Source organism: Aeromonas sp. R4-3 (assembly GCF_040908275.1).
Taxonomy (GTDB): Bacteria; Pseudomonadota; Gammaproteobacteria; order Enterobacterales; family Aeromonadaceae; genus Aeromonas; species Aeromonas rivipollensis.
On record NZ_JBFODK010000004.1, the window covers coordinates 75,999 to 99,742 of the forward strand.

At 59.1% G+C, this 23,744-nt stretch carries 19 protein-coding genes and 1 tRNA gene; 6 read left to right on the forward strand and 14 right to left on the reverse strand.

Features of this window, described 5'->3' with window-relative positions; genetic code table 11:
• Positions 1 to 3 precede the first annotated feature (3 nt).
• Entirely contained in the window at positions 4 to 891 is an 888-nt protein-coding gene (gene rfbD, locus AB5Y91_RS01365) for a dTDP-4-dehydrorhamnose reductase (RefSeq protein ID WP_368168898.1), read from the reverse strand.
• Positions 891 to 1,976 (reverse strand): dTDP-glucose 4,6-dehydratase, encoded by a 1,086-nt coding sequence (gene rfbB, locus AB5Y91_RS01370; RefSeq protein ID WP_368168899.1) that lies wholly within the window; start codon positions 1,974 to 1,976, stop codon positions 891 to 893. The genes rfbD and rfbB overlap by 1 nt, the downstream gene beginning before the upstream one ends.
• A gap of 960 nt (positions 1,977 to 2,936) precedes the next feature.
• On the opposite strand from rfbB, the gene AB5Y91_RS01375 reads away from it, so the two are divergent.
• Positions 2,937 to 3,611, forward strand: coding sequence for a response regulator (locus AB5Y91_RS01375; protein WP_042649691.1), 675 nt, complete (start codon positions 2,937 to 2,939; stop codon positions 3,609 to 3,611).
• Positions 3,611 to 4,993, forward strand: coding sequence for an ATP-binding protein (locus AB5Y91_RS01380; RefSeq protein WP_162627184.1), 1,383 nt, complete (start codon positions 3,611 to 3,613; stop codon positions 4,991 to 4,993). The genes AB5Y91_RS01375 and AB5Y91_RS01380 overlap by 1 nt, the downstream gene beginning before the upstream one ends.
• 377 nt (positions 4,994 to 5,370) lie before the next feature.
• Here AB5Y91_RS01380 and glk read toward each other — a convergent pair whose 3' ends face one another.
• The gene (gene glk, locus AB5Y91_RS01385; protein WP_368168900.1) at positions 5,371 to 6,339 is read right to left on the reverse strand and encodes a glucokinase; all 969 of its coding nucleotides are present in this window, start codon (positions 6,337 to 6,339) and stop codon (positions 5,371 to 5,373) included.
• Positions 6,340 to 6,687: 348 nt separating this feature from the next.
• On the opposite strand from glk, the gene AB5Y91_RS01390 reads away from it, so the two are divergent.
• Both AB5Y91_RS01390 and pyk read left to right on the forward strand, forming a co-directional pair.
• Positions 6,688 to 7,542, forward strand: coding sequence for a MurR/RpiR family transcriptional regulator (locus tag AB5Y91_RS01390; RefSeq protein WP_167402227.1), 855 nt, complete (start codon positions 6,688 to 6,690; stop codon positions 7,540 to 7,542).
• 161 nt (positions 7,543 to 7,703) lie between these two features.
• Positions 7,704 to 9,143 (forward strand): pyruvate kinase, encoded by a 1,440-nt coding sequence (gene pyk, locus AB5Y91_RS01395; protein ID WP_368168901.1) that lies wholly within the window; start codon positions 7,704 to 7,706, stop codon positions 9,141 to 9,143.
• A 66-nt stretch (positions 9,144 to 9,209) separates the two neighbouring features.
• Here the strand turns inward: pyk and AB5Y91_RS01400 are convergent, their stop codons facing one another.
• From AB5Y91_RS01400 to AB5Y91_RS01415, 4 genes are all read right to left on the reverse strand, one after another.
• A complete protein-coding gene (locus AB5Y91_RS01400) occupies positions 9,210 to 10,244 on the reverse strand; it encodes an efflux RND transporter periplasmic adaptor subunit (RefSeq protein ID WP_368168902.1) in 1,035 nt (344 codons plus the stop codon).
• Between the two features lie 14 nt (positions 10,245 to 10,258).
• The gene (locus AB5Y91_RS01405; RefSeq protein WP_368168903.1) at positions 10,259 to 13,321 is read right to left on the reverse strand and encodes an efflux RND transporter permease subunit; all 3,063 of its coding nucleotides are present in this window, start codon (positions 13,319 to 13,321) and stop codon (positions 10,259 to 10,261) included.
• Between the two features lie 162 nt (positions 13,322 to 13,483).
• Complete coding sequence (locus tag AB5Y91_RS01410; protein WP_303805707.1) at positions 13,484 to 15,808, reverse strand: acyl-CoA dehydrogenase; 2,325 nt, start codon at positions 15,806 to 15,808, stop codon at positions 13,484 to 13,486.
• A gap of 47 nt (positions 15,809 to 15,855) precedes the next feature.
• Positions 15,856 to 16,509, reverse strand: coding sequence for a TetR/AcrR family transcriptional regulator (locus AB5Y91_RS01415; protein WP_106886326.1), 654 nt, complete (start codon positions 16,507 to 16,509; stop codon positions 15,856 to 15,858).
• A gap of 462 nt (positions 16,510 to 16,971) precedes the next feature.
• Between AB5Y91_RS01415 and AB5Y91_RS01420 the strand changes: the two genes are divergently transcribed.
• A complete protein-coding gene (locus AB5Y91_RS01420; RefSeq protein ID WP_368168904.1) occupies positions 16,972 to 17,712 on the forward strand; it encodes a phosphatase in 741 nt (246 codons plus the stop codon).
• Between the two features lie 86 nt (positions 17,713 to 17,798).
• A tRNA-Thr gene (locus AB5Y91_RS01425) sits at positions 17,799 to 17,874 on the forward strand.
• Positions 17,875 to 18,423: 549 nt separating this feature from the next.
• On the opposite strand, the gene AB5Y91_RS01430 is transcribed toward AB5Y91_RS01425, so the two are convergent.
• The 7 genes from AB5Y91_RS01430 to AB5Y91_RS01460 form a co-directional block, all read right to left on the reverse strand.
• Positions 18,424 to 19,068: an inovirus-type Gp2 protein gene (locus AB5Y91_RS01430; protein ID WP_216987194.1), complete on the reverse strand. Its 645-nt coding sequence runs from the start codon at positions 19,066 to 19,068 to the stop codon at positions 18,424 to 18,426.
• Positions 19,065 to 19,325 (reverse strand): hypothetical protein, encoded by a 261-nt coding sequence (locus AB5Y91_RS01435; protein WP_111900804.1) that lies wholly within the window; start codon positions 19,323 to 19,325, stop codon positions 19,065 to 19,067. The genes AB5Y91_RS01430 and AB5Y91_RS01435 overlap by 4 nt, the downstream gene beginning before the upstream one ends.
• A gap of 65 nt (positions 19,326 to 19,390) precedes the next feature.
• Positions 19,391 to 19,714, reverse strand: coding sequence for a hypothetical protein (locus AB5Y91_RS01440; RefSeq protein ID WP_216987193.1), 324 nt, complete (start codon positions 19,712 to 19,714; stop codon positions 19,391 to 19,393).
• A gap of 3 nt (positions 19,715 to 19,717) precedes the next feature.
• Entirely contained in the window at positions 19,718 to 19,900 is a 183-nt protein-coding gene (locus AB5Y91_RS01445; RefSeq protein WP_216987192.1) for an AlpA family transcriptional regulator, read from the reverse strand.
• A gap of 89 nt (positions 19,901 to 19,989) precedes the next feature.
• Positions 19,990 to 20,742: a hypothetical protein gene (locus AB5Y91_RS01450; RefSeq protein ID WP_216987191.1), complete on the reverse strand. Its 753-nt coding sequence runs from the start codon at positions 20,740 to 20,742 to the stop codon at positions 19,990 to 19,992.
• A complete protein-coding gene (locus AB5Y91_RS01455) occupies positions 20,739 to 22,064 on the reverse strand; it encodes a tyrosine-type recombinase/integrase (protein WP_368168905.1) in 1,326 nt (441 codons plus the stop codon). Before AB5Y91_RS01455 ends, AB5Y91_RS01450 begins: the two co-directional genes overlap by 4 nt.
• A gap of 460 nt (positions 22,065 to 22,524) precedes the next feature.
• A complete protein-coding gene (locus tag AB5Y91_RS01460) occupies positions 22,525 to 23,520 on the reverse strand; it encodes a sulfate ABC transporter substrate-binding protein (protein WP_368168906.1) in 996 nt (331 codons plus the stop codon).
• Positions 23,521 to 23,744 lie beyond the last annotated feature (224 nt).

The window sequence follows — 23,744 nt, forward strand, 5'->3', positions numbered from 1 at the left end:
GATTTACTTGCCCAGGATCTCGGTCAACATACGCTCCACACCAACGGTCCAATCTGGCAGTACCAGATCAAAGGTGCGCTGGAATTTGCTGGTATCCAGGCGTGAGTTATGTGGGCGCTTGGCTGGTGTCGGGAAGGCGTTAGTTTGTACGGCATTTAGTTGCGTGACCGCCAGTTCAACACCTGCTTCCCTTGCTTTGGCAAACACTAGCTGGGCGTAATCAAACCAGGTGGTGGTGCCAGAGGCGATCAGATGATAGAGACCCGCCACCTCAGGCCTACTTTGCGCAGTACGGATCGCATGGGCCGTGCAGTCGGCCAGTAACTCCGCGCCGGTCGGCGCACCAAACTGGTCATTGATGACTGACATCTCGCTGCGTTCCTTGCCAATGCGCAGCATAGTCTTGGCGAAGTTGGCGCCACGGGCGGCATACACCCAGCTGGTACGGAAGATAAAATGGCGAGAGCAAAGCGCTGCCGCCTGTTCCCCAGCCAGCTTGGTTTCCCCATAGACGTTGAGCGGTGCAGTCTCATCGCTCTCGACCCAGGGGCGATCGCCACTGCCATCGAATACGTAATCGGTAGAGTAGTGGACTAGCCAGGCGCCCAGCGCTTCGGCTTCTTTGGCAATCGCAGCCACGCTGGTGGCGTTGAGCAGTTCGGCGAATTCTCGCTCGCTTTCCGCCTTGTCGACGGCGGTGTGGGCCGCTGCATTGACAATCACATTCGGCTTGAGCAGGCGTACCGTTTCAGCCACGCCAGCCGGGTTGCTGAAATCGCCGCAATAGTCGGTGGAATCGAAGTCGACTGCGGTGACGAGCCCAAGGGGCGCCAATGCCCGCTGCAACTCCCAGCCTACTTGGCCATTCTTGCCGAACAACAGGATATGCATCAGGCACGCTCTCCGTAGTTCTGCTTGATCCAGGATTGATAAGCCCCGCTCTTGACGTTGCCGACCCACTGCTGGTTTTCCAGATACCACAGTACGGTCTTGCGGATGCCGGATTCGAAGGTCTCTTGTGGCTGCCAATCCAGCTCGGCACTCATCTTGCTGGCATCGATGGCATAACGGCGATCGTGACCGGGGCGGTCGGTCACATAGGTGATTTGATCACGATAGGACCCGGCTTTCGGCACCATCTCATCGAGCAGATCGCAGATGGTGTGTACCACTTCCAGGTTCTGCTTCTCGTTGTGCCCACCGATGTTGTAGGTCTCGCCCATCACGCCAGTGGTGACCACGGTATAGAGTGCACGGGCATGGTCTTCCACATAGAGCCAGTCACGGATTTGATCGCCCTTGCCATAGACAGGCAGCGGCTTGCCATCCAGTGCGTTCAGGATCACCAGCGGGATCAGTTTCTCGGGGAAGTGATAGGGGCCGTAGTTGTTGGAGCAGTTGGTGACCACGGTCGGCAAACCGTAGGTACGACGCCAAGCGCGCACCAGATGGTCGCTGGAGGCCTTGGACGCAGAGTAGGGGCTACTGGGGGCGTAAGGTGTAGTTTCGGTAAAGAGCGGCAACGCCTCACCGGGAGCCACTTCATCGGGATGGGGCAGGTCGCCATACACCTCGTCGGTGGAGATATGGTGGAAGCGGAAGGCCGCTTTGCGTGTCTCGTCCAGGCCGTTCCAATATGCACGGGCGGCTTCCAGCAGCATATAGGTGCCGACGATATTGGTTTCGATGAAATCGGCAGGTCCGGTGATGGAGCGATCGACGTGGCTCTCTGCCGCCAGATGCATCACTGCATCGGGTTGGTGGGCGGCAAAGACGCGATCCAGCTCGGCGCGGTTGCAGATATCTACCTGCTCGAACGCATAACGAGCGTTGGCTGAAACCTCTGCCAAGGACTCCAGATTACCCGCATAGGTCAGCTTGTCGAGGTTGACCACTGAGTCGTGGGTATGCTGGATGATATGGCGAACCACGGCAGAACCAATAAAACCGGCACCACCAGTCACAAGGATTTTCATTTAAAGGTTCCTGATTTCAATATAATAACGAAATGAAAAGACAATATTTTGTATTTTACTACCGGGAGTACGAGAGTAACTTCGCTTCATTTTTACTTTACGTATAAAAAACGCGCAGTCATGGTGGCAATTGGTCATAATCTGGTGAAGGAATATAATATATAGCAGGCTAAGTTTGCTTTCTCTTGCTACAAGAGAAACCAATATCGCTCAAAACAAGATTAAGACCGGCAAAAAGTTACGCTACCGCCCTTGAGTTACAGCTCCCAACATACTGCTTTTAACCTGATTGTGCGCGCTGTTGGTCATCATATCCTCCAGCTTCTTGTTTTACTTGATGTTTGACAATGGCGTCACATCACATTGCTCACTAGGTATTCCTGGTGCCTGCATTGCCCACATCTTGGGCAGTTAACCCGATTTTGGGCCAGATTCTATCTCGTTTGGCCTGTGAATGAACAGTCAAAACATCACAGGCTTCATATCCACGACGGACTCATTGATATCTTTGTAGCTATTGTTAACGCTCCACCAAAGAATCCTAATCCCAACAATGGGAGACATAGACTTACCTAGCCGTAACTATTATAGAAGAGAAAAGTCACTTGTTTTCAAATTCTTACAAACGATGTGAGTGGACATGACATCAGAACCAAGATTGTGTTGCCAGGCATGGCCTCCACGCTGTAAACCGCCTAAAGCATGAGGATTTCTCGGCCCCGGCCCGTGCGATAGGAACGGTCGCAACCCTTGGTACTGAAGTGCTGGGTGAGCCCAAGGTTGCCGATAGCTTTGGTTGAGGGGTCATGGATCTGCCTGGTCACGGAGTGAGGCGGAGCGATGATAATAAAGGCAGACACGATTCAGTCCCGATACAGGGGGGTTATGTAGGATCCTCGTTGACTCTCCCCCTTAGACACCCTCTAATTGACAGCCTGGACCCTTATCATCATGCATCTTATGAAAATCCTACTGGTCGAAGACGACAAGCTGCTCAATCATCACCTCACCACGCTGTTGACCGAGGCCCAGAATCAAGTCCACAGCACTGACAGTGCCCAGGTGGCGCTGCACTATGCGGCCGACTACCCCATCGACGTTGGCATCATCGATCTGGGCCTGCCGGACATGGACGGTCTGCAGCTCATCAGCCGGCTGCGCGAACAGCAGATCCCCTTCCCCATCATAGTCCTGACGGCCCGGGGCAACTGGCAAGACAAGGTGGAGGGTCTGGAGGCCGGCGCCGACGATTATCTGGTCAAGCCCTTCCAGAAAGACGAGCTGCTGGCCCGCCTCAATGCCCTGGTTCGCCGCAGCGCCGGTTTCATCTCCCCCAGGGTGAAGGCGGGTGACTACGAGCTGGATCTCTCCCGCAAGGAGCTCACCGTCGCTGGCGAAGTCACTGTACTCACCAGTTTCGAGTATCTGATCCTGGAATACCTGATGCGCAACGCCCGCCAGGTGGTTTCCAAGCAACAGCTGCTGGATCAACTCTATGGCGATGGCGAAGGGGATCCGAACACCATAGAGGTGATGGTGAGCCGACTGCGCAAGAAGCTGGATCCGGAAGGGGTCATATCACCCATCTCCACCATCCGCCGTCAGGGTTACATCTTCAACCTCTCCTGCAGCTGATGCCCCGTTTCATGCTGCACCCCATGCAACTGATCCGTCGCTCGCTGCACCTCAAGCTGATGCTGAGCGCCATGCTGGTCATCGCGCTTATCATGACCTTCTCCGTCTATATCCTCTATCTTGGTCACGCCGAGGAGCAGGCGCAGAAGGCCAGCATCCGCATGCAGGAGAATCTCTCCAAGCTCTTCTCCTCCAAGCAGCCCGATCCCCATGCCATCACGGATCTCGGCAACATCACCCCGGATGCCATAGACCCCAATCTCGACACCCTGATCTGCCGCTCCGACGGTGAGCTGAGCTGGTCCAGCCTGCACATGCCTGAGGTGATCACCATGAAGGGGACCATCTGCCGGGATCTGATGAAATACCTTGGCGGCCTGGATCAGGACTATTTCTTCAAGCTGCACACCATCAAGAACGGCGAGAGCTACTTCATCTACAGCCTGCGCTTCCTGCGCAATCACGGCGACGGCCCCACCACCTACTACGTGGTCATGGTCGATTCCGCCAAGCGTTACCAGGCCCAGACCCGGGAGTATCTCTACCGCTGCATTCGTCAGGCGCTGCTCTCTTATTGCCTGCTCGGGGCCCTGCTGCTGCTGACCAGCTTCTGGAGTCTCTCCTCCCTGCGCACCATGGCGCGGCAGATTGACGAGATCCGCGCAGGCTCCCGGGAGTCGCTCTCCAACGACTACGAGCGGGAGCTGACACCGCTGACCGAGTCGGTCAACCAGTTGCTGGAGAACGAACGCCAGCAGACCCAGCGTTATCAGCACGCCCTGAACGATCTGGCCCACAGCCTGAAAACCCGGCTGGCGCTCATCCAGATCACCGCCCAGGAGCTCAAGCTCGGCCACGATATCCATGACAACATCAGTGAACAGATCACCACCATGGATCAGATCATCCAGTACCAGCTGCGCCGGGCCGTCACCGGACGAAAACGCCTTGCCAGCAAGGGTACCGAGCCTGTGCCCCTCATCGAGAAGCTGCTGGCCAGCCTCACCAAGGTCTACCGCCACAAGAAGCTGCAGACCGTCTTCCAGTTTGATGACGACGTCTTCTTTCACGGTGAACAGGGCGATCTGATGGAACTGATGGGCAACCTGCTCGACAACGCCTGCAAGTTCGCCATCAGCGAGATCCAGGTGCGGGTCAACCGCCAGGGCAGCGGCCTGCTCATCGTGGTGGAAGACGACGGCCCCGGCATAGACCCCGGCAAATCGCAGCAGATCTTCCAGCGCGGCGTGCGGGCAGACAGCTCCCCCGGCCAGGGAATAGGGCTAGCGGTAGTGACCGAAATCGTGCACAGCTATGGCGGCAAGATCCGGGTGGACGAGTCACCACTCGGCGGCGCCAGGTTCCATATCACCCTCCCCTGATACCGCGATAAGGGCCCATGCCATGGGCCCTTCCTTACCTCTATCTCCATGCTGGCTCTGCCCTGCCTGGCTCCAGATCCTTCCATCATTCCCAGACCACTTTATGAGGGTTCACCGGCCCTGCCACATCCTCCTGGATACGGCGTCCCCTATGGTGCCCTCATAGGGGGAATGCCACGACATCAGGTAGACAGACATAAAAAAACCGGCCGCAAGGGCCGGTGAAACAGTTCAGGCTTGTCAGGTGACAATTCGCACCCAGCGGATGAAGACAGCTTCCAATTCCCTGTGAAACCCTGCCCTCTTGAGTACGTGATGTCACTCTACGCTAGGGTCACTGAATCGGGACTGAACCATTTGTGCATTCTTTATCCGCCTCAGAGGCGGAACCCGAGGGACTGGCGCAGATAGGCGCCCGCCCCCAGCAGGCCGGGGCCCTCATGGGTGATGAGGAACACCGGGATGTCCTTCAGATAAGGCTTGAAGCGCCCCTTGTCCTCGAAGGCGACCCGAAAGCCGGAGCCGATGAAGAACTCCTGGAAGCGGGGCACAATACCGCCAGCGATGTAGACGCCGCCGAAGGTGCCCATATTGAGGGCCAGGTTGCCAGCAAAGCGGCCCATGAGCACGCAGAACAGGCTCAGGGTACGGCGGCAATCGAGGCAGTCACCCGCCAGCGCCCGCTCGGTGATGTCTTTGGGGGCAAAGGGCTCGGGTTCACGGCCGTCGGATTTGACCAGGCCGCGATAGAGATTGACCAGCCCCGGGCCCGAGAGGAAACGCTCGGCCGACACATGGCCCAACTCGCCACGCATCACCTGCAGCACCACATCTTCCTCTTCCGTGTTGGCGGCAAAGTCCACGTGACCGCCCTCCCCCGGCAGACTGAGCCACTGCTCGCCCGCCTGCACCAGGTGCGCCACCCCAAGGCCGGTGCCTGCGCCATAGATGGCGATGGGCTTGCCGGCCACGGGCGCCGCGCCGCCGAGCTGGATGCGGTCACTCTCACCGAGCACGGGCACCGCCATGGAGACGGCGGTGAAATCGTTGATCACCTGCAGGCGATCCAGGCCCAGGTTGCTCTGCATCTCGCGGATGGAGAACTCCCAGCTGTGGTTGGTCATGGCGACCCAGTCGCCGTTGATGGGACAGGCGATGGCGATGCAGGCCTCGCCCACCTTGACGCCATGCTCCTCCAGATAGAGGCGCACCACGGCCTCGAGGCTGGGGTGGGCCAGCCCGGAATAGGTCTTTGCCTGGGAAATGGCGCCGGTCGCCAACTCGCAGAGGGCCAGCCGGGCATTGGTACCGCCTACGTCGCCCACCAGCGCATGGGTATGCTGCATAACAAACTCCTTCGTTACCGACTCGGGGCGGCCCTTACCGTCCCGACATTGTTATTTGGTTGCAATACTACCCGAGCCCCTTCCCTTGCGGCGCGTCGGATGAATGCAACTGTGCGCCCGCTCACAGTGTTGTTGCTTTGCAACATTTGTAAGCGTTTTCAAGGGTCGAATGGAAGTTTGTAACCAAAAGCACGAAATAATTAGACATGAGTCATACTTTGTGGGGACGAGATTAGTTCCGATAAGCGCTTGTCTTGTATAGTCATCAAGTAGATTGGAAACCTGCTTGAGCTGTGAATTTAGTGCACAGACACTGAAGTTAAATTACAAAAATGCCTGGTGGTAATGATGAATACCCTCGATAAAATTACGAACAATTTGGAAAGTTTCAGTAAATCAGAGCGTAAGGTGGCTGAAGTGATCCTGGCGTCGCCCCAGACCGCCATTCACTCCAGCATTGCCACCCTCGCCAAGCTGGCCGATGTCAGCGAACCGACCGTCAATCGCTTCTGCCGTCGTCTCGATACCAAGGGCTTCCCCGACTTCAAGCTGCACCTGGCCCAGAGCCTGGCCAACGGCACCCCTTATGTGAACCGCCACGTGGAAGCGGAAGACGGGCCCGACACCTATACCGCCAAGATCTTCGAATCCACCATGGCCTGTCTCGATGCCGCCAAGAACAGCCTGGACATCTCCGCCATCAACCGCTGCGTCGATATCCTGACCCAGTCCAAGAAGATCAGCTTCTTCGGCCTGGGCGCCTCTTCCGCCGTGGCCCGCGATGCCCAGAACAAATTCTTCCGCTTCAACATCCCCGTGGTGAGCTTCGACGACATCGTCATGATGCGCATGAGCTGCATCAACAGCAGTGAAGGGGATGTGGTGGTGCTGATCTCCCACACCGGCCGCACCAAGGCGCTGGTGGAAATCGCGGCCCTGGCCCGTGAAAACGATGCCACCGTCATCGGCATGACCGCCAAGGATTCCCCCCTGGCCCGGGAGTGCAACCTGGTGCTCTCCATGGACGTGCCGGAAGACACCGACGTCTATATGCCGATGGCGTCCCGCATCGCCCAGCTGGCCCTGGTGGACGTGCTGGCAACCGGCTTTACCCTGCGCCGTGGCATGAAATTTCGCGAAAACCTGAAGAAAGTCAAAGAAGGTTTGCGCGAATCCCGCTTTGATACCCCGCATAATTCCTGAATCATTCGGGGGTCCGCCCCCGACTGTCTATGCCACCGGGCTTGGTGTAGTATCGTAATTTAATAACACAAGGCCACCCAGATGGCCTGCAAGCAGGCGCCATGCCACATGCTTGACGGGGCAGTATTTCAAGTCATATCAACTTCACATTGGAGTCTTTCATGCCAAGACGTACAAAGATTGTAACCACACTCGGTCCGGCGACCGATCGCGACGGCATCCTCGAGGGGATCATCCGCGCCGGTGCCGACATGGTGCGGATGAACTTCTCTCACGGCACTCCTGAAGATCATATCCTGCGCGCCAACCAGGTGCGTGAAATCGCCGCCAAGCTGGGCCGTCATGTGGCCATCATGGGGGACCTGCAAGGCCCCAAGATCCGCGTTTCCACCTTCAAGGATGGCAAGATCTACCTCGCCATCGGTGACAAATTCGTGCTCGATGCCGCCCTCGGCAAGGGTGAAGGCTGCCAGGAGCAGGTCGGCATCGACTACAAGAGTCTGCCAAACGACGTGGTGGCCGGCGACATCCTGCTGCTGGACGATGGCCGCGTGCAACTGAAAGTCGAGCAGGTCGAAGGCACCCGCATTCACACCACAGTCACAGTGGCCGGGCCTCTCTCCAACAACAAGGGCATCAACAAGAAAGGGGGCGGTCTCTCCGCACCGGCCCTGACCGAGAAGGACAAGGAAGACATCAAGACCGCCGCCCGCATGAACGTGGACTACCTGGCCGTCTCCTTCCCCCGCAGCGGCGATGATCTGCGCTATGCCCGCGAACTGGCCCGCGAAGCCGGCTCCAACGCCAAGATAGTGGCCAAGGTCGAGCGCGCCGAAACCGTCGCCAGCGACGAGGCGATGGAAGACATCATCCTCGGCTCCGATGCCGTCATGGTGGCCCGTGGCGATCTCGGCGTCGAGATCGGCGACCCCGAGCTGGTGGGCGTGCAGAAGAAGCTCATTCGTCACTCCCGTCGCCTGAACCGCGTGGTCATCACCGCGACCCAGATGATGGAGTCCATGATCAACGCCCCGCTGCCGACCCGCGCCGAGGTAATGGACGTGGCCAACGCCGTGCTGGATGGCACAGATGCTGTGATGCTCTCCGCCGAGACCGCCGCTGGTCAGTTCCCCATAGAGACGGTCACCTCCATGGCCAGCGTCTGCGTGGGCGCCGAGAAGCACCCTAGCCTGAACGTCTCCAACCACCGCATGAGCTACACCTTCACCTCGGTGGAAGAGGCCGTAGCCATGTCCACCATGTATGCGGCTAACCACCTGGAAGGGGTCAAGGCGATAGTGGCACTGACCGAGTCCGGCACCACACCGCTGCTGATGTCCCGCATCAGCTCAGGCCTGCCGATCTTCGCCATGTCCCCCCACAACAAGACGCTGGCCTGGACCAACCTCTACCGTGGTGTCACCCCTGTGCTGTTCGACGGCGACGAGAGCAAGCCGGTCTACGAGGTGTGCCGCGAGGCGCTGGACGTGCTCAAGGCCAAGGGCCTGGTCCAGAGCGGCGACATGGTGCTGCTGACCCACGGCGACAAGATGGAAACCGTGGGCAGTACCAACACCTGCAAGGTGATGATGGTCGAGTAATCCCTCGCTTGGACATCGACAACAACGGCTCCCGCGGGAGCCGTTTTTTATGGCGCCAGACCAGGTTCAGCCACGAAACAGCTCCACCTTGTCCCCATCCTGCAGGCTGCCGGCGCCGCGTACCACCACTCTGTCCCCCAGCTTGAGGGCGCCGCTCACCGCCACCTGCCGGTTGTCCCCGAACAGCACAGTCACCGGCACCCGGTTCACGGTCAGCGCCTCGCCGCGCTGCTCCACCTGATAGACCACGCTCCCCTCGGTGCCGAGCACCAGGGCATCCCGCGGCAGCAACATGGTCTGCTGTTCCCCGAGCGGCAGCGCCACCCGCACCGGCGAGCCGATGATGAAACGGCCCGGCTCTGGCCTGAGGCGCAGCTCGATGAGGCGCGATTTGGGATCGGCGCTCGCCGCCCGCTGGTAATAGACGGCGTGGCCGCTGAGCTGATCCCCTTCCACCCGCAACCTGGCCTTAGCTTCCAGCTGGCTGGCCCAGACGATGGGTGCCCGCAACCGGATGTCAGGCTGCGCCGGGTTGACCAGCTCCAGCGCCCGCTCCCCCGCGTCCACATGCTCCCCCGGCTGGATGAAGTGCTCGTTCACCACCCCATCGAAGGGGGCGAAGATGTGGGTCCTTTGCAACTGAGCCTCGATCTGGCGCACCTGCACCCGGGCCAGCTGCTCCGCCAGCTCTGCCTGCTCCACCTCATAGCGCGCCTTGTCGTACTGGCTCTGGGAGGCACTCTTCTGCTGGTGCAGCCGCTCGAGGCGCTGGAACTCGGCGCGAGCATAGCGCAGCTTGCTCGCCTCCCTCCCCTGCTCGGCCCGGGACTGCTCGAGGGAGAGGCGCAGGGTGGCGGCGTCCAGGCGCAGCAGCTCGTCCCCCGCCTTCACCCGGCTGCCGAACTCGGCAATCCACTCCACCCGCCCGCTTACCTCGGCGCTGAGGGCCGCCTGCTGGCGGCTCGCGACAGTGCCGCTGACCCAGATGCTGGCCCCCGCCTCCCCCTGGGTAACCTCCGCCAGGGTCACCACCTTTGCCCCGGCAGGCCCTGCTGCCAGCAGGGCCAGGGTCATCATCATCCTTGTGAACATCTGCATCATCGATAGGCTCCTTCTCAGGCCCGCTGCCGGATGGCGTGGGGCGCGTCGACCCGCTCACCCAGCCGCAGGAAGGCGGGTAACAGGATCAGGGTAAACAGGGTGCTGCAACTCATGCCGCCGACGATGACGGTGGCGAGCCCCCGGTAGATTTCGCTGCCCTCGCTCGGGCTCAACATCAGCGGCAGCATGCCGAAGATGCTGGTGAGGCTGGTCATGGCGATGGGCCTCATCCGGCTTTGCAGGGCATCGGCCACCGCCGACTGGCGGCTCATTCCTTCCCGCTCGGCCATGCGGGTCTGGTGCACCAGCAGGATGGCGTTGTTGACTACCAGCCCCAGCAGGATCACGAAGCCGATGATGGTGAGCAAGTCCATCGGCAGCGGCACCAGCAGGCCGCTCAGGTGCAACGCCAGCACGCCGCCCACTGTGGCGAGCGGCAGGGTCAGCAGCACCAGCACGGCATCCTTGAGGGAGGCGAAGACCCCCCACAGCAAGATGAGCAGTATCATCACGGCGAACAGGAAGATGCCGCCGAGGTTGTCCAGCGCCTGCTGCAGGCTGTCGGCATTGCCGGCGACCCTCAGCTCGCCCCCGACTGGCAACAGCGGCCGGATGGCGGAGAAACTCTTGGTCTGCAGGGTCTCCAGCACCTGCTCCATGCTCATCCCCTCAGGCGGGGTGATCCGCAGGCTGATGCTGCGCCGCCCGTCGGCCCGGAAGATGCTCTCAGGCCCGAGGCCAGGCTCCACCCGCAGCAGCTCGCCGAGGGGGACTATGCGCCCGGACGGGGTCGCGAGCGGCACCGCCTTCAGCTCGTCCGGATTGGCGGAGGCCTGGCCCATCAGCAGGATGTCGAGCCGCTCCTCCCCGTCGAAATACTCGCCGACCCGCAGGCCGTCGCCGAAGGTCTGGATGATGGCAGGCAAGGGGCTGCGATCCCAACCCACCTCGGCAAGACGCCTGTCTTGGGGCACCAGTTTGAGCTCGGGGGCGGTGAAGTCGAGCCCGGGCTCAGGCCTGACCTGGGCCCCCGGCAAGTCGCGCTGCACCATGGCCATGCTCTCTCTGGCTGCCTGATAGAGCGCCGGCAACTCGCCCCCCTGGATCAGCAGCGAGATGCCGTTCTCGCTGTCGAAGCCGCCAAACAGGGAGCCCTGACCGCCGAAGGCCCGGGTATCGGGTATGCCCACCAGCAGCTGTTTCATCAGGAGCTGCTCCAGCGCCTTGATCCGGGTCTCGTCCCTGGGACGCACCCCGATCTGGGCGCCGCCCGGGTAGCGCAATATGTAGTAGTTCTTGAGGGCCGGCTCCTGCTCCCCCTTCATGTAGGGATCCAGCCTGGCAATGAGCGTGTCTATCACCTCCTCCCGCTGGGCCTTGAGGTTGACCCCTGGGGTGAAGCTCATCCACACATCGATGGCATCCCGCTTCACGTCCGGCAGGTAGTTCATCTTGGGCAGCAGCAGCCAGCTGGCCAGCACGGGCCCGCTCATCATCAGTACGATGAGGGCCCAGCGCCGGGGGGCAGTGCCGGTCCAGCGGATCACGTGGCGGGTGGTGCGCCGCCAGAGCCCGTCATAGGGATCGACCAGCCGCTCGCGCCCCATCCAGCGCGCCGCCACGGCAGGCAGCACTGTCACCGCCACCAGCATGGAGACGGTGACGGCGCAGGCGATGGTGAGCGCGAGATCCGCAAACAGCTGCCCCTCTACATCGTTGAGCAAGAGCACCGGCAGGAAGATGGCGACAGTGGTGAGGGTGGAGGCCACCAGGGCGGTCCACACCCGGCGGGTGCCTTCGAGCGCCGCCTCGGCCTTGCTCAGATCCCCCCGCTCATGGCGCCGGTAGATGCTCTCCAGCACCACTATGGCGGCATCCAGAACCATGCCGACGGCGAAGGCGATCCCCGCAAGGGAGATGATGTTCAACGTCCTGCCCATCACCTTGAGCAGGCAGAAGGTGAGCATGATGCTTATGGGGATGGCGACCGCTATCATCAGGGTCGCCTTGAGCTGGCGCAGGAAGACCCAGAGGATGGCGCAGGAGAGCAGCACCCCCAGCCCCAGGTTGGCGGTCACCATGCCCACAGCCCGGTTGATGTAGAGGGAGGCGTCGAACGACTGCTCCATGTGCAGCCCGACCGGCTCCAGCACCTCGCGGTTGAGTTCCTCCACCTTGAGCTTGATCCCCTCCAGCGCCGCCAGGGCATTGGCCCCGCTCTCCTTGAAGATCTGCGCCGCTATGGCGGTGTTGCCGTTCTGGATGCGCAGCACAGGGTTCTCCTCCCGGGCCACCCTTACTTCCGCCACATCCCGCAGGTAGATGGGCAGGCCATCGCGCCAGTCCACCACCTTGTCCCCCAGCGTCTCGACATCGTAGCGACCGGCGAAGCGCAGCTTGTATTCCCAGCGGCCTATATCGAGGGTGCCGGCCGACACGTCCCAGCCAGTGGTTGCCCGGCTGGCGAGCACGGGTATCTCCACCCCCAGCTCGGCGGCACGATAGGGGTCGAAACGGATCTGGATCTGGCGTTCGTTGATCCCCTCGATCTCGACCGTCGATACCCCGGGGATCCGCTCAAGCTCAGGCTTGACCCTCGCCTCGATCAGCGCCTGGTGATCGTCGATCGCCCCCTTGGCACCCGGCAGTTGCTGGATGAAGAAGAAGGTGAGGGTGTCGTTGCTGCTGTAGTTGTTGACGTAGGGGCCGCCGATCTTGTCCGGCAGGCCGGAGACCCGGTTCAGGCGCGAGATGACGTCGAGCTGGGCCCGCTGCATGTCGGTGCCGAGGGCAAACTCCATGTCGATTTCGGTAAAGCCGGGATAGCTGTTGCTGGTGAGGTTTTTCAGCCCCTGTACCCCCTGCATCTCCTGCTCTATGGGGTCGGTGATTTCCGACTCCATCTCCTGGGGCGAGGCCGAGCGCCAGTCCACCGAGATGTTGAGGTGCGGACGATCGATGTCGGGAAACAGCTGGACAGGCAGTCCCCGGATGCTGAGCAGGCCCAGCAAAAAAATAAGCACGACCGAGACCGCCACCCAGATGGGGCGTTCGATCGCCGTTTTGGCGAGGTTCATTCACTCTTCCTGAGTTGTTGTTATCGGCCATTCCGCTGGCCTTGCTTCCTGCCCCAAGGGTGGGGGCCATTGCATTTAACTGGAATTAATCGAGGTTGTAAATGCCTGGTTAACAAACAAAAAAACCGGCCACATGGGCCGGTTGTCGGTTCACTCTCGGGGTCAGGCGGCGTGCACAACCGGGTTCGGTTGAGACAACCCTTCCAGCTCGCCAGGGGCGAAGTTGTCCACCTGGATCGCCTCGTAGCGCAGGGCATCGGCAGCCAGCAGCTTGTCTGCCTCATCCTTGCCGAGGATGGACTGGGACAGGGCCGCGGCCACCAGCTCCGGCAGGGCCATCTTGCGGGGCAGTTTGCCCTCTTTCTGGGCCTGTACCAGCTTCTTCTCGATGGGCTGCACCGCCACCATGGCCTGGAAGGCGCGTTCCATCAGACCGACCGGATCAGCGTCATCCTTGCCCACGTAGCACAGTGCAGTCAGACGGTCGCGGAACTCGCCCGGCGTCATCATGGCCAGACAGATGGCGTGGCAACGCTCGTCTGCCGGCATCTTGTAGCCCACGCCGAACGGGAAGACCACGCGTTTGAGCACGGCGCCCACCACCTTGTTCGGGAAGTTCTGGAAGAAGCCCTCGAACGCCTTGCCGATGAGATAGAGGTTGCGCTCCACCGCGTACTGCACGAACGGCAGATCCGAGACCATGCGGCCCTGATCCTCGTAGTGCTTGAGGGTGGCGGAGGCCAGGTAGAGGTGGCTCAGCACGTCGCCCAGACGGGCGGAGATCATCTCCTTGCGCTTGAGATCGCCACCCAGCATCAGCATGGATACGTCGGCGCACAGGGCCAGCCCTTTACTCATGCGAGAAAGCTGCTTGTAGTAGCGGGCGGTTTCGCCAGCCACAGGGGCATTGTTGAACTGACCCAGGGTCAGCCCCTGGAACAGGGCGCCGAAGAAGTTGCCGGTACCGAAGGCGATGTGCTTCATCAGCAGGGCATCAAACTTCTCGAGGCCACGCTCCACATCGGTGTCGGCAGCGGCTTCCAGCTCGGCAAACACATAAGGATGGCAACGGGTGGCCCCCTGCCCGAAGATCATCAGGTTGCGGGTCAGTATGTTGGCCCCTTCCACCGTGATGGCCACAGGAATGCCCATGTAGGCGTAGCCGGTGTAGTTTTTCGGACCGAGCTGGATGGCACGACCGGCGTGGATGTCCATGGAATCATCCATGATCTGGCGCGCCATTTCGGTCATGTGGTACTTGGAGATGGCGGTGACTATGGCCGGGGCCTGACCCAAGTCCAGGGAACCGGCGGTCATGCGACGGGCCCCTTCCAGCTGATAGGTGAGGCCGCCGATGCGGGCCAGCGCTTCCTGCACCCCTTCAAACTTGCCGATGGACATGCCGAACTGCTTGCGCACGTAGGAGTAGGCCCCCACGGTGCGGCTCGCCATGTGACCGCAAGCGGTGCCGAGGGCAGGCAGCGAGATGCCGCGACCGGCGGAGAGACACTCCACCAGCATGCGCCAGCCGCGGCCGGCGTAATCCGGGCCACCTATGATCCAGTCGAGCGGAATGAACACATCCTTGCCGAAGGTCGGGCCGTTCAGGAACGCCAGCCCCATGGGGTAGTGGCGATCACCAACCCGCACGCCCGGGTGGCTGGTGGGGATGAGGGCGCAGGTGATGCCGAGCTCTTCCTTGTCACCCAGCAGTTTTTCCGGGTCATAGAGCTTGAACGCCAGGCCCAGCACTGTGGCGCGCGGCGCCAGGGTGATGTAGCGCTTGTTCCAGTTCAGGCGAATACCCAGCACCTCTTCACCCTTGTACATGCCCTTGCAGACGATCCCCTTGTCAGGAATGGCGCCAGCGTCCGAGCCCGCTTCCGGCCCGGTCAGGGCGAAGCAGGGCACTTCCTTGCCGTTGGCCAGCCCCGGCAGCCAGAAGTCCTTCTGGGCCTGGGTACCGTAGTGCATCAGCAGCTCGCCCGGGCCGAGGGAGTTCGGCACCATGACAGTGACCGCCACGCTCAGGCTCTTGGTGGCAATGCGGGTGACTATGGTGGAGTTGGCAATCGCCGAGAATTCGCGGCCGCCGTAGGATTTCGGGATGATCAGGGAGAAGAAGCCTTCCTTCTTCAGATAGTCCCACACCGGCTCTGGCAGGTCTTTGGTTTCGTTGACGATCTTGAAGTCGTCAACCATGGCGAGCAGGGTTTCGACCTGATTGTCGATAAAGGCCTGCTCTTCGGCGCTCAGTTCGGCCTTGCCGTAGCCGTGCAGTTTTTTCCAGTCGGGGTTGCCGCGAAACAACTCGCCATCCCACCAGACGGAGCCGGCTTCCATGGCCTCCCGCTCGGTAGCTGACAAGGGCGGCAGTATCTTTTTGAAGATGCCGAACACAGGACGGGTTACCACCTTTTTACGGATGGCGGGCACGCCGAGTACCACGGCTATCGCCAGCACCAGCAGGACAAGCAATGTGATCATACCGAAGTTCCTTCTATTTCACTGTTTCCGTTGATTATTGTTAGGTGTTACACGGCCAGGGAGAGCCTGGTCGACTCCACGGGCGCCCCGACACCGGACGCCAGATAAGGAATAACGTTGCGCACCAGCCCTTCCACATCGAGCTGCTGACCAAAATCGGCCTGGGCGATGTCACGCAGGGCATCGGCGGAAGCCATGGTGAACACCACTGTGCCCAGGGTGAAGTGCAGGCGCCAGAAGAGATCCGCCGGCGACAGGGCCGGGTTGGCCTTGGAAATCGCCTGGGTGATCCCGTGCAGGGTCGCCCCGTAGTGGGTGGTGATGAAGCGACGCAGGTGGCCCTGGCTGTCGATGTAGCCGCGCCCCAGCAACTGCATGAAGAGCGCCGGGCCGTTGGCCCGCACCGCCACCAGCTTCATCAGGGGGTCGACGAAACTTTCGAACACCTGCAGCAGGGTCAGCTGCTCCTGGGCCATCAGGGTCTGCAGGCGAGCATCCAGCTCAGGCATGAAGATACTCAGGTAGCGATCGAGCACTGCCTGGATCAGCTCCTTTTTGGAGCCGAAGTGATAGTTGACCGAGGCCAGGTTCACATCGGCCTCGCTGGTGATCAGACGCAACGAGGTATCGGCGAATCCCCGCTCGGCAAACAGCACCTCGGCGGCATCGAGAATACGGTTTTTGGTATCGATTTTACTCACTGGACACCTCACTTAAACGAATGTTTAAAAAGTACGTTTCACGCCCAGTCATGTCAAGAGAATGTGAACGGTGTTGGCGAAATGTTTTCAACCAAAAAAGCGGGAACAAGATGGGAACTTAGCGGCCAGGCAGGACTCTATATCTATGCCACTGCAATTAAACATTAAGTCTCGCCCAACTTGCGCCATGCTAGTTGGGCATTTTTTTATCCGGATGGCGGCGAGAATTGCGGGCGAAAAAAAACCGTCGCAGGGGCGACGGTGGGGAAAAGTGAGTCGAATCATCCAGTTTCGACTCATCGATGAGAGTTCAGGCTTGCATCGATGGGGCTATGCTCGCAGACAAAGATGGTCAGACTTTGTCAGTCCTGGCGTAATTTGTGACAAAGTATGGCAGGCCGCCACATGGCCCGACTCCGCCAATCTTGCTATGCTGGCGCCTCATGCCAGAGGGGAGAAAAGATGAAGTACCAGGTCGATACCCACACGCACACCGTCGCCAGCACCCATGCCTACAGCACCATTCACGATTACCTGCCCATTGCCAAGGCCAAGGGGATCAAGCTCTTTGCCACCACGGATCACGGTCCCGACATGGCCGATGCGCCCCACTTCTGGCATTTCGTCAATCTGCACGTCCTGCCACGGGTGGTGGACGGGGTCGGCATACTGCGCGGCATCGAGGCCAACATCAAGAACATAGACGGCGAAATAGACTTCCCCGAGCGCTACGAGTCGCGCCTCGACATGATCATGGCCGGCTTTCATGAGCCCGTGTTCCCCCCCTGCGATCAGGCAACCCATACCCAGGCCATGATCAACGCCATCCGAAGCGGCCGGGTCGACATGATAAGCCACCCCGGCAACCCCGCCTTTCCCATCGACATCCAGGCAGTAGTCAAGGCCGCCGCCGAGTACAGGGTGGCGCTGGAGATCAACAACTCCTCCTTCAGTCACTCCCGTCCGGGCAGTGAAGGCAACTGCCGCGCCATCGTCGAGGCGGCGAGGGATCTGGGTGCTTACCTCACCTTCGGCTCAGACTCCCACGTGGCCTTCAGCCTGGGGGATTTTGACCACTGCCACCGGCTGGTGACCGAGGCTGGCTTCCCCGAGGAGCGGATCCTGGCGCGCTCCCCCCGTGCCCTGCTCGCGTTTCTCGAGAGCCGTGGCCGCGCCCACATTCCGGAATTTGTCGATCTCTGAGGTGTGCCCGTAACTCCATGAGCAGGCTCATAAAAAGAGTCCGGGCTCATTGACTTGCCAGCACATTTTCGGGAATCTAGGGCCAAGCCGGTGTAGCTCAGTTGGTAGAGCAGCGCATTCGTAATGCGAAGGTCAGGAGTTCGATTCCCCTTATCGGCACCATATAAAACAATGGGTTAGCTTGTTGGTGAAGCTAACCCATTGTGCTTTTTTGTAATTTGGCCCAACGCTGGGCCCAACATAATACAATCCATGACCCTCCTTTGCGATTTGCTACCCCTTCGTGTGGGTCAAGAATATCTTGTCGCAGTGATGGCGCGACTTGCTCATGTCAGATTGGTAAAGGGGGGCTTTTCTGGGCCTACTACTTAGTGATTTCTCCACACTATTTGTGCAGATGCGTTAGGAGTGAGCGGATAAAAGGATGGATAAAATTGGATGTAATGTTCTGGGCTGCGTATTTAGTGGCAGGAGTTGGATTCACTTGCGCATTAATTGAGGCCGACAGCGTTAGGAATATCTACCGCCTGTTGTACGTGATCATCTTCTTCCCTTTCTGGTTGCTGTGGATGAGTGGCTTACTGCTCACAATTTTTGTAGTCTGGTTGGCTAAAAAGTCATAGATAGAGCCTTAAGTGGTCTGGCCGTGGCCTCTTCAATTCCTGTTCAACTCCCTCAAATTTTCCTCAACGGGGGCGGGCCTGTTCAAACTCATTCAAAGTGAATGCCCCGCCCAATCCGTGAATAGCCGAAGTCACGCACCCCATCCGGTCGGTAGCCTTTGCCCCGCTCCTTGGCAAGGTATGAGATACGGTAAACAGCCTCGGTGATATTGTGGCTGTCAGTCATCAGATAGCCGTTCTCGGGAATGGATAACCGCCCCCCTTTGCGCTGCCAGATCTCGGCCAATGCTTCATACAATCGGGCGGGGTGGCGTAACTTGTCGCCGTCTATGAGAAGGGCCAAATGGTAGTGCTGGCGCTTAGCTTTCTCCTGCTCACGACACCACACGTATTCTAATCGCGTCCCGTGCTCTCTCGTTACATAGCGGCCAGCTTGCTTTAGGAATGCGCTCAGGCGCTCGCTAGTGGCTTCTCCCTCTCCCATGCTCAGGTCGAGCCGAACAAACAGCACCCGCCGATAACGCCTAACAGCTTCCACAATCCGCCGGATCATCTCGCTCAGTGGTTTGGTGTAGCCGCCGCTCGCAGGCGTGGTGTTGATCGGGTACTCGATACCTTGATAACGGTAAACGCACTGGTGGGTTACATGGCCATAGCGCTTGCCCTGCTTCCGCTTGGCTTTGCCTGTTACCTTGGCAGCAACAGCACTGGGCAGGCCATCAGCTAACATCATGGGGCCGTTCCCTGTTCTAGCCCCAGCTTGGTTTGATTACCCCCCATAAAGAGGTCTCTTCCCTCATAGATATTATAAAATACCGCTCGATTTTCCGGTTTTACTCTCCCCGCCAAACCGCACCAATGCTGGGGTTTACCCTGTTCATAGATCCCAATTAGCATGTCCCAATTAGCGTAAATAGTTTCACGCTGTATCAGGCCAGCGAACGGGCACAGCAACGGGCGGCAAGGCTTGCCGTTGGTGGTTTTCATCATGGGTGATATGCTCGATGGTGCTGGTGGCCGTCCTCGCCAAAGTAGGGCCACCAGCAGGTTATTGATTACGCCTCGGGTTCGCTCGGGGCGTTTTCTATGCTGGCCACCTCAGCAAAATCAGCGGAAACGTGATCCACTGGTTGGGGTAACAGCTCACCAGAACGGGGATCTATTGCGGGCTTGTGCTCTACTCGGAGTGGAAAGCGCCGCTTGCCTAGCGCCGATACCACAGAGTGAAGATTGCCGATGCCGATAAAGCGGCATTGTCTGGTGTTGATTGAATGCCCCGCCAGTAAAATCCGCCTTATGTATTCCCGCTGGGTCTCTTGCTTACGGGGCTCTGGTAGCCCCAGCAAAATGCAGTTTTTGGCATTTAACAAAAGGCTCATTGCTCACCCCCTTTTTTGGCGACGAGCGAAAATCCACTGCTCAAGCTCTGTCATGTCGAATCTGATAGAGTTGGGACCGATGTAGATCGGTTGGGGGAATTGGGCATCGGGACTTCTTCGCAGCCGTTCGACGGTAGAACGGCTAACACCAAGGTGGCGGGTTACTTCTGAAATCGGGATTAGCATGACACATCTCCTAATGCCATCGGGTCTCTTGCCGTGGCTTCGGAGCTATGAAAACAGAATTCGTAAAAATCAGAGGGACAATAGTTCAGCTATTTTTGTCCCTTAGTGCGACGAGTAATCGACCTTACAGTGTTGCGTATCTGATCGGGTTCGAGTTCCCAAGCATCGGCTAACAGCAGAATCCAGCAGGCGCTTTCTTTACTACCACGTGTACCGATTCCAAATTCCGCAAATTTGGCCCTAGCCTCTTCTATTGAAGTCAGCAAAGCTTTGGTGTTTTCATCAAGCTCCTTTTCCTCAGTTTTCTTGACCTTGGCGAGTAACTTGGCCGCATTGACGATCTCGCTCGGATAAACATTTTCCTCACCATGCAAAATTATCGACAAGCCAATCCGCTCTTCATTTTCTATCAAGCGTTCATAGTTTTTAACTATGCCACGAAGCCAATCATTGATGAGATCAGTTTGATGACTGGGCTTTACCCCTCTGGTGCCTTGATGCCCCACTCTCCACATACTTTCGTGGCCTGTTCTCATATCGGGTGCTAATTCAGCTAACTGAACACAAAGACTCACTTCACACCATCTTGCCTGCTCAGGTGTTAGCTGTTTTCGCTTTGTTCTCCAATCTCCTCTGAATTTGTCTATCGTGTCTCCTCGGTTGTTGATTGCGGTCAATGCCCTTGTCTGTAAGAGCTCCAAAATTTCGCAGTTCTCCATCAGGCCACCGGAACGGGCAGGCACGGCACCAAGTTCACAGCAGCCCAGATCCCACCAATGTTTTTTTAGTTCTTCAGCGGTCAATGGTTCCTTCAGTAGGTGGCTGATTACTGACTGGCTCATCGCTGATCCCCAAACTTTACACTGACCACGTTATCCGGCTTGGCTTGCTTAGGTTGCGTTATGGTTGCCATGAAATCCCCCCAGCGCAGAAACAGCGCCCGCAATTTCTCGGCCATGCCGCCCACCTGATAGGTGCGGATTAGCCTGTCTTTGGGGATGTGGTTTAGCATCAGCTCGATCAGGCGCTCGGGGGCATCCAGATATTCAGCGGCCCCAGTTGCTACACTGCGGCGCAGGTCGTGCGGGCTGAATGGTACAAGCTCGGCAAGGTACTTGATGCGAACACGCTCTAGCGCTTTGGTTACAGCATCCCCTGTGATCGGGTGTCCGGCCTTGCTGGTGGATTCGAACACATAAGGGCCATTAGATAACGCCTTTTGCTGCTCGATAATATCCAGCGCCAGCGGGCACAGGGTTACAACGTGGGCGCGTCCGTTCTTGGTTTCGGGTATCGTCCAGCGGTCGCCGTTAATCTGCTCCCAGCGCATCCCTACAGCCTCAGAACGGCGTACAGCGGTCAGGGTTATCAAACGCAAACAGTTTGCCACCGCAATCGATAGCACTACGTTAGACGCGATCCCACGGCCACCAGCAGCCACAGAACCGCCGCCAGCAGTCGCTTGTTCAAGTGCTCCCCATAACTGGCGCAATTCATCGCGGGCCAACCAGCGTTCACGGGGTGGGGGCATAGATGCGCCAAACATGGCGGGTTTGAGCAGGCGAGCTGGGTTGATCTCGATGTGACCTTGTAACACCGCATGATCAAGACACTGGTTCAGGACTATCAGCCCCTTGCGTGCGCCCTCTGCGGTCTCTACTCGGCGGAAGTGCTCATACAGTACGGCACGGGAGAGATCACACACTCGGGTATTGCCAATGGCCGATTCAATGTGGCGGGTGAACGTCCCCTCATAATCGCGCAGGGTGCGCGGGCCTATGGGCTTTGACTTGGCTCGCATCGCCAGCCAATCGCGGTAAATTTCGCCAAGAGTCGGCATCTCGATGTTCTTAGCCTTTGCTTGCTTGGCAGTTTGTCTAGGGTCTATACCCTGTTTAACTAACGCCACCGCATCGGCATGAGCGAGACGAGCTGCGGCTAAGGTTACGGCTGGATAATATCCAATCTGAAAATCGATCTGTTTCCCACCCACTCGGGCACGATACACAAAGCGTTTGCGGCCATCGGCGCGGATCTCCATGTGAAGTCCGCCCCCGTGGCGGGAGTGAACCGATACCCGCTTAACCGCCTTCCCTTCATCCACCACTAGTGAAGGGATCTCTCTATCTTGCCGGATTGCCACCTTGGACGCTTTCCCGCTCATACCTCACTCCATTTATGGCCCAACATTGGGCCCAACAGATTACATGGTATAGGGTGATATTTTATGACACAACCCGATACGGGAAATGGCGTGTAATTTCATGATTTTATTGCCTATTTATGTCTTTCTATGAGACGAGGTGAAACCGATTGAAATTGGAAAAATCTGGATTCGTAATGCGAAGGTCGCAGGTTCGACTCCTGTTTCCGGCACCAGGTAAAACAAAGGGTTAGCTTCGTTCAGACGCTAACCCTTTGTGCTTTTTGTGATGTGGGCCCCCGCCAGGGCCCCTGATTGTCCCGCGAGCGCCCAGCCCATTTCTTTCATATACCGGCGATGTCCGGCTCTTCCATTCTGCCCTGACACGCCCGCCGGGAGGCTGAGCAATCAAGGCGTGATCCCCAGGCGAATGGCCCCAAGATGGCGGCACCTGGCCGGGCTTTGGCCGCTCGGGTGCGTCTTATTGCACGGCATAGATCTGGTCGAACACCCCGCCCTCCTTGAAGTGGGTGCTCTGGATAACAGGCCACTCGCCAAAGGTCTTCACCACGTTCAGGAAGGTGGCGTTCGGGAAGCGATCGGCAAATTCGGCGAGGATAGCCGGGCTTCGTGGGCGCAGGTAGTTGTTGGCGGCGATGCGCTGGCCTTCGTCAGACCACAGGTAAGTCAGGTAGGCCTCGGCCTCCTTGCGGGTGCCCTGCTTGTCGACCACCTTGTCGACGACCGCCACCGGGAGCTCGGCCACGGCGGTGACGCTGGGGTAGACCACCTCGAAGCTGCCGCGGCCGAACTCGCGGGCTATCATCTCGGCTTCGTTCTCGAAGGTGACCAGCACGTCGCCTATGCGGTTCTGGATGAAGGTGGTGGTGGCCGCGCGGCCACCGGTGTCGAGCACGGGGACTTGCTTGAACAGCTTGCCGACGAACGCCCTGGCCGCCTTCTCATCGCCCCCCTGCTCCAGTACATAGCCCCAGGCCGACAGGTAGGTGTAGCGGCCGTTACCCGAGGTCTTGGGGTTGGGCACTATCACCTGCACCCCCTCCTTGAGCAGATCAGGCCAGTCCTTCAGCCCCTTGGGGTTGCCCTTGCGCACGATGAACACAGTGGCCGAGGTGAAGGGCGCGCTGTTGTCCGGCAGGCGGGCCGCCCACTCTTTCGGGACCAGGCCGCCATGCTCGGCCAGGGCGTTGATGTCGGTGGCCATGTTCATGGTGATGACATCGGCGGGCAGGCCGTCGATGACTGCCCGCGCCTGCTTGCTAGAGCCGCCGTGGGACATATTGATCTGCAGCGGCTCGCCGCCTTCCGCCTGCCAGTGTTTCTGGAAGGCGGCGTTGTAGTCCTTGTAGAAGTCACGCATCACGTCGTAGGAGGCGTTGAGCAGGGTGGCGGCCTGGGCCATCGGGGTGAGGGCCAGTCCTGCGGCGAGCAGGGTGGCGGGCAGGAGTCGTTTCATTGCACATCCTTGGAATGAGAGTCGAGTGACCAACTATAAGAGCCACCCATTTATTCTTTGAAAGAATAATTAGTGCGCAGCTTATGCGATTAATGGCATCCCCTCGGCCGGGCTCAGCGAACGAGCCGGATGCCGGCTGCGAGTCGGTCGCCGGTTTTCTCTGGCCGGTGATGACGGTAAGGGCTGGTACACATCATGGAAGGCGCTTGTGCAGGCTTGCTCCC

Bases quoted from the DNA above. Each gene is read 5' to 3' on its own strand.
- rfbD (WP_368168898.1), bottom strand. From the start codon at position 891: ATGCATATCCTGTTGTTCGGCAAGAATGGCCAAGTAGGCTGGGAGTTG.
- rfbB (WP_368168899.1), bottom strand. From the start codon at position 1,976: ATGAAAATCCTTGTGACTGGTGGTGCCGGTTTTATTGGTTCTGCCGTG.
- AB5Y91_RS01375 (WP_042649691.1), top strand. From the start codon at position 2,937: ATGAAAATCCTACTGGTCGAAGACGACAAGCTGCTCAATCATCACCTC.
- AB5Y91_RS01380 (WP_162627184.1), top strand. From the start codon at position 3,611: ATGCCCCGTTTCATGCTGCACCCCATGCAACTGATCCGTCGCTCGCTG.
- glk (WP_368168900.1), bottom strand. From the start codon at position 6,339: ATGCAGCATACCCATGCGCTGGTGGGCGACGTAGGCGGTACCAATGCC.
- AB5Y91_RS01390 (WP_167402227.1), top strand. From the start codon at position 6,688: ATGAATACCCTCGATAAAATTACGAACAATTTGGAAAGTTTCAGTAAA.
- pyk (WP_368168901.1), top strand. From the start codon at position 7,704: ATGCCAAGACGTACAAAGATTGTAACCACACTCGGTCCGGCGACCGAT.
- AB5Y91_RS01400 (WP_368168902.1), bottom strand. From the start codon at position 10,244: ATGATGCAGATGTTCACAAGGATGATGATGACCCTGGCCCTGCTGGCA.
- AB5Y91_RS01405 (WP_368168903.1), bottom strand. From the start codon at position 13,321: ATGAACCTCGCCAAAACGGCGATCGAACGCCCCATCTGGGTGGCGGTC.
- AB5Y91_RS01410 (WP_303805707.1), bottom strand. From the start codon at position 15,808: ATGATCACATTGCTTGTCCTGCTGGTGCTGGCGATAGCCGTGGTACTC.
- AB5Y91_RS01420 (WP_368168904.1), top strand. From the start codon at position 16,972: ATGAAGTACCAGGTCGATACCCACACGCACACCGTCGCCAGCACCCAT.
- AB5Y91_RS01430 (WP_216987194.1), bottom strand. From the start codon at position 19,068: ATGATGTTAGCTGATGGCCTGCCCAGTGCTGTTGCTGCCAAGGTAACA.
- AB5Y91_RS01435 (WP_111900804.1), bottom strand. From the start codon at position 19,325: ATGATGAAAACCACCAACGGCAAGCCTTGCCGCCCGTTGCTGTGCCCG.
- AB5Y91_RS01440 (WP_216987193.1), bottom strand. From the start codon at position 19,714: ATGAGCCTTTTGTTAAATGCCAAAAACTGCATTTTGCTGGGGCTACCA.
- AB5Y91_RS01445 (WP_216987192.1), bottom strand. From the start codon at position 19,900: ATGCTAATCCCGATTTCAGAAGTAACCCGCCACCTTGGTGTTAGCCGT.
- AB5Y91_RS01450 (WP_216987191.1), bottom strand. From the start codon at position 20,742: ATGAGCCAGTCAGTAATCAGCCACCTACTGAAGGAACCATTGACCGCT.
- AB5Y91_RS01455 (WP_368168905.1), bottom strand. From the start codon at position 22,064: ATGAGCGGGAAAGCGTCCAAGGTGGCAATCCGGCAAGATAGAGAGATC.
- AB5Y91_RS01460 (WP_368168906.1), bottom strand. From the start codon at position 23,520: ATGAAACGACTCCTGCCCGCCACCCTGCTCGCCGCAGGACTGGCCCTC.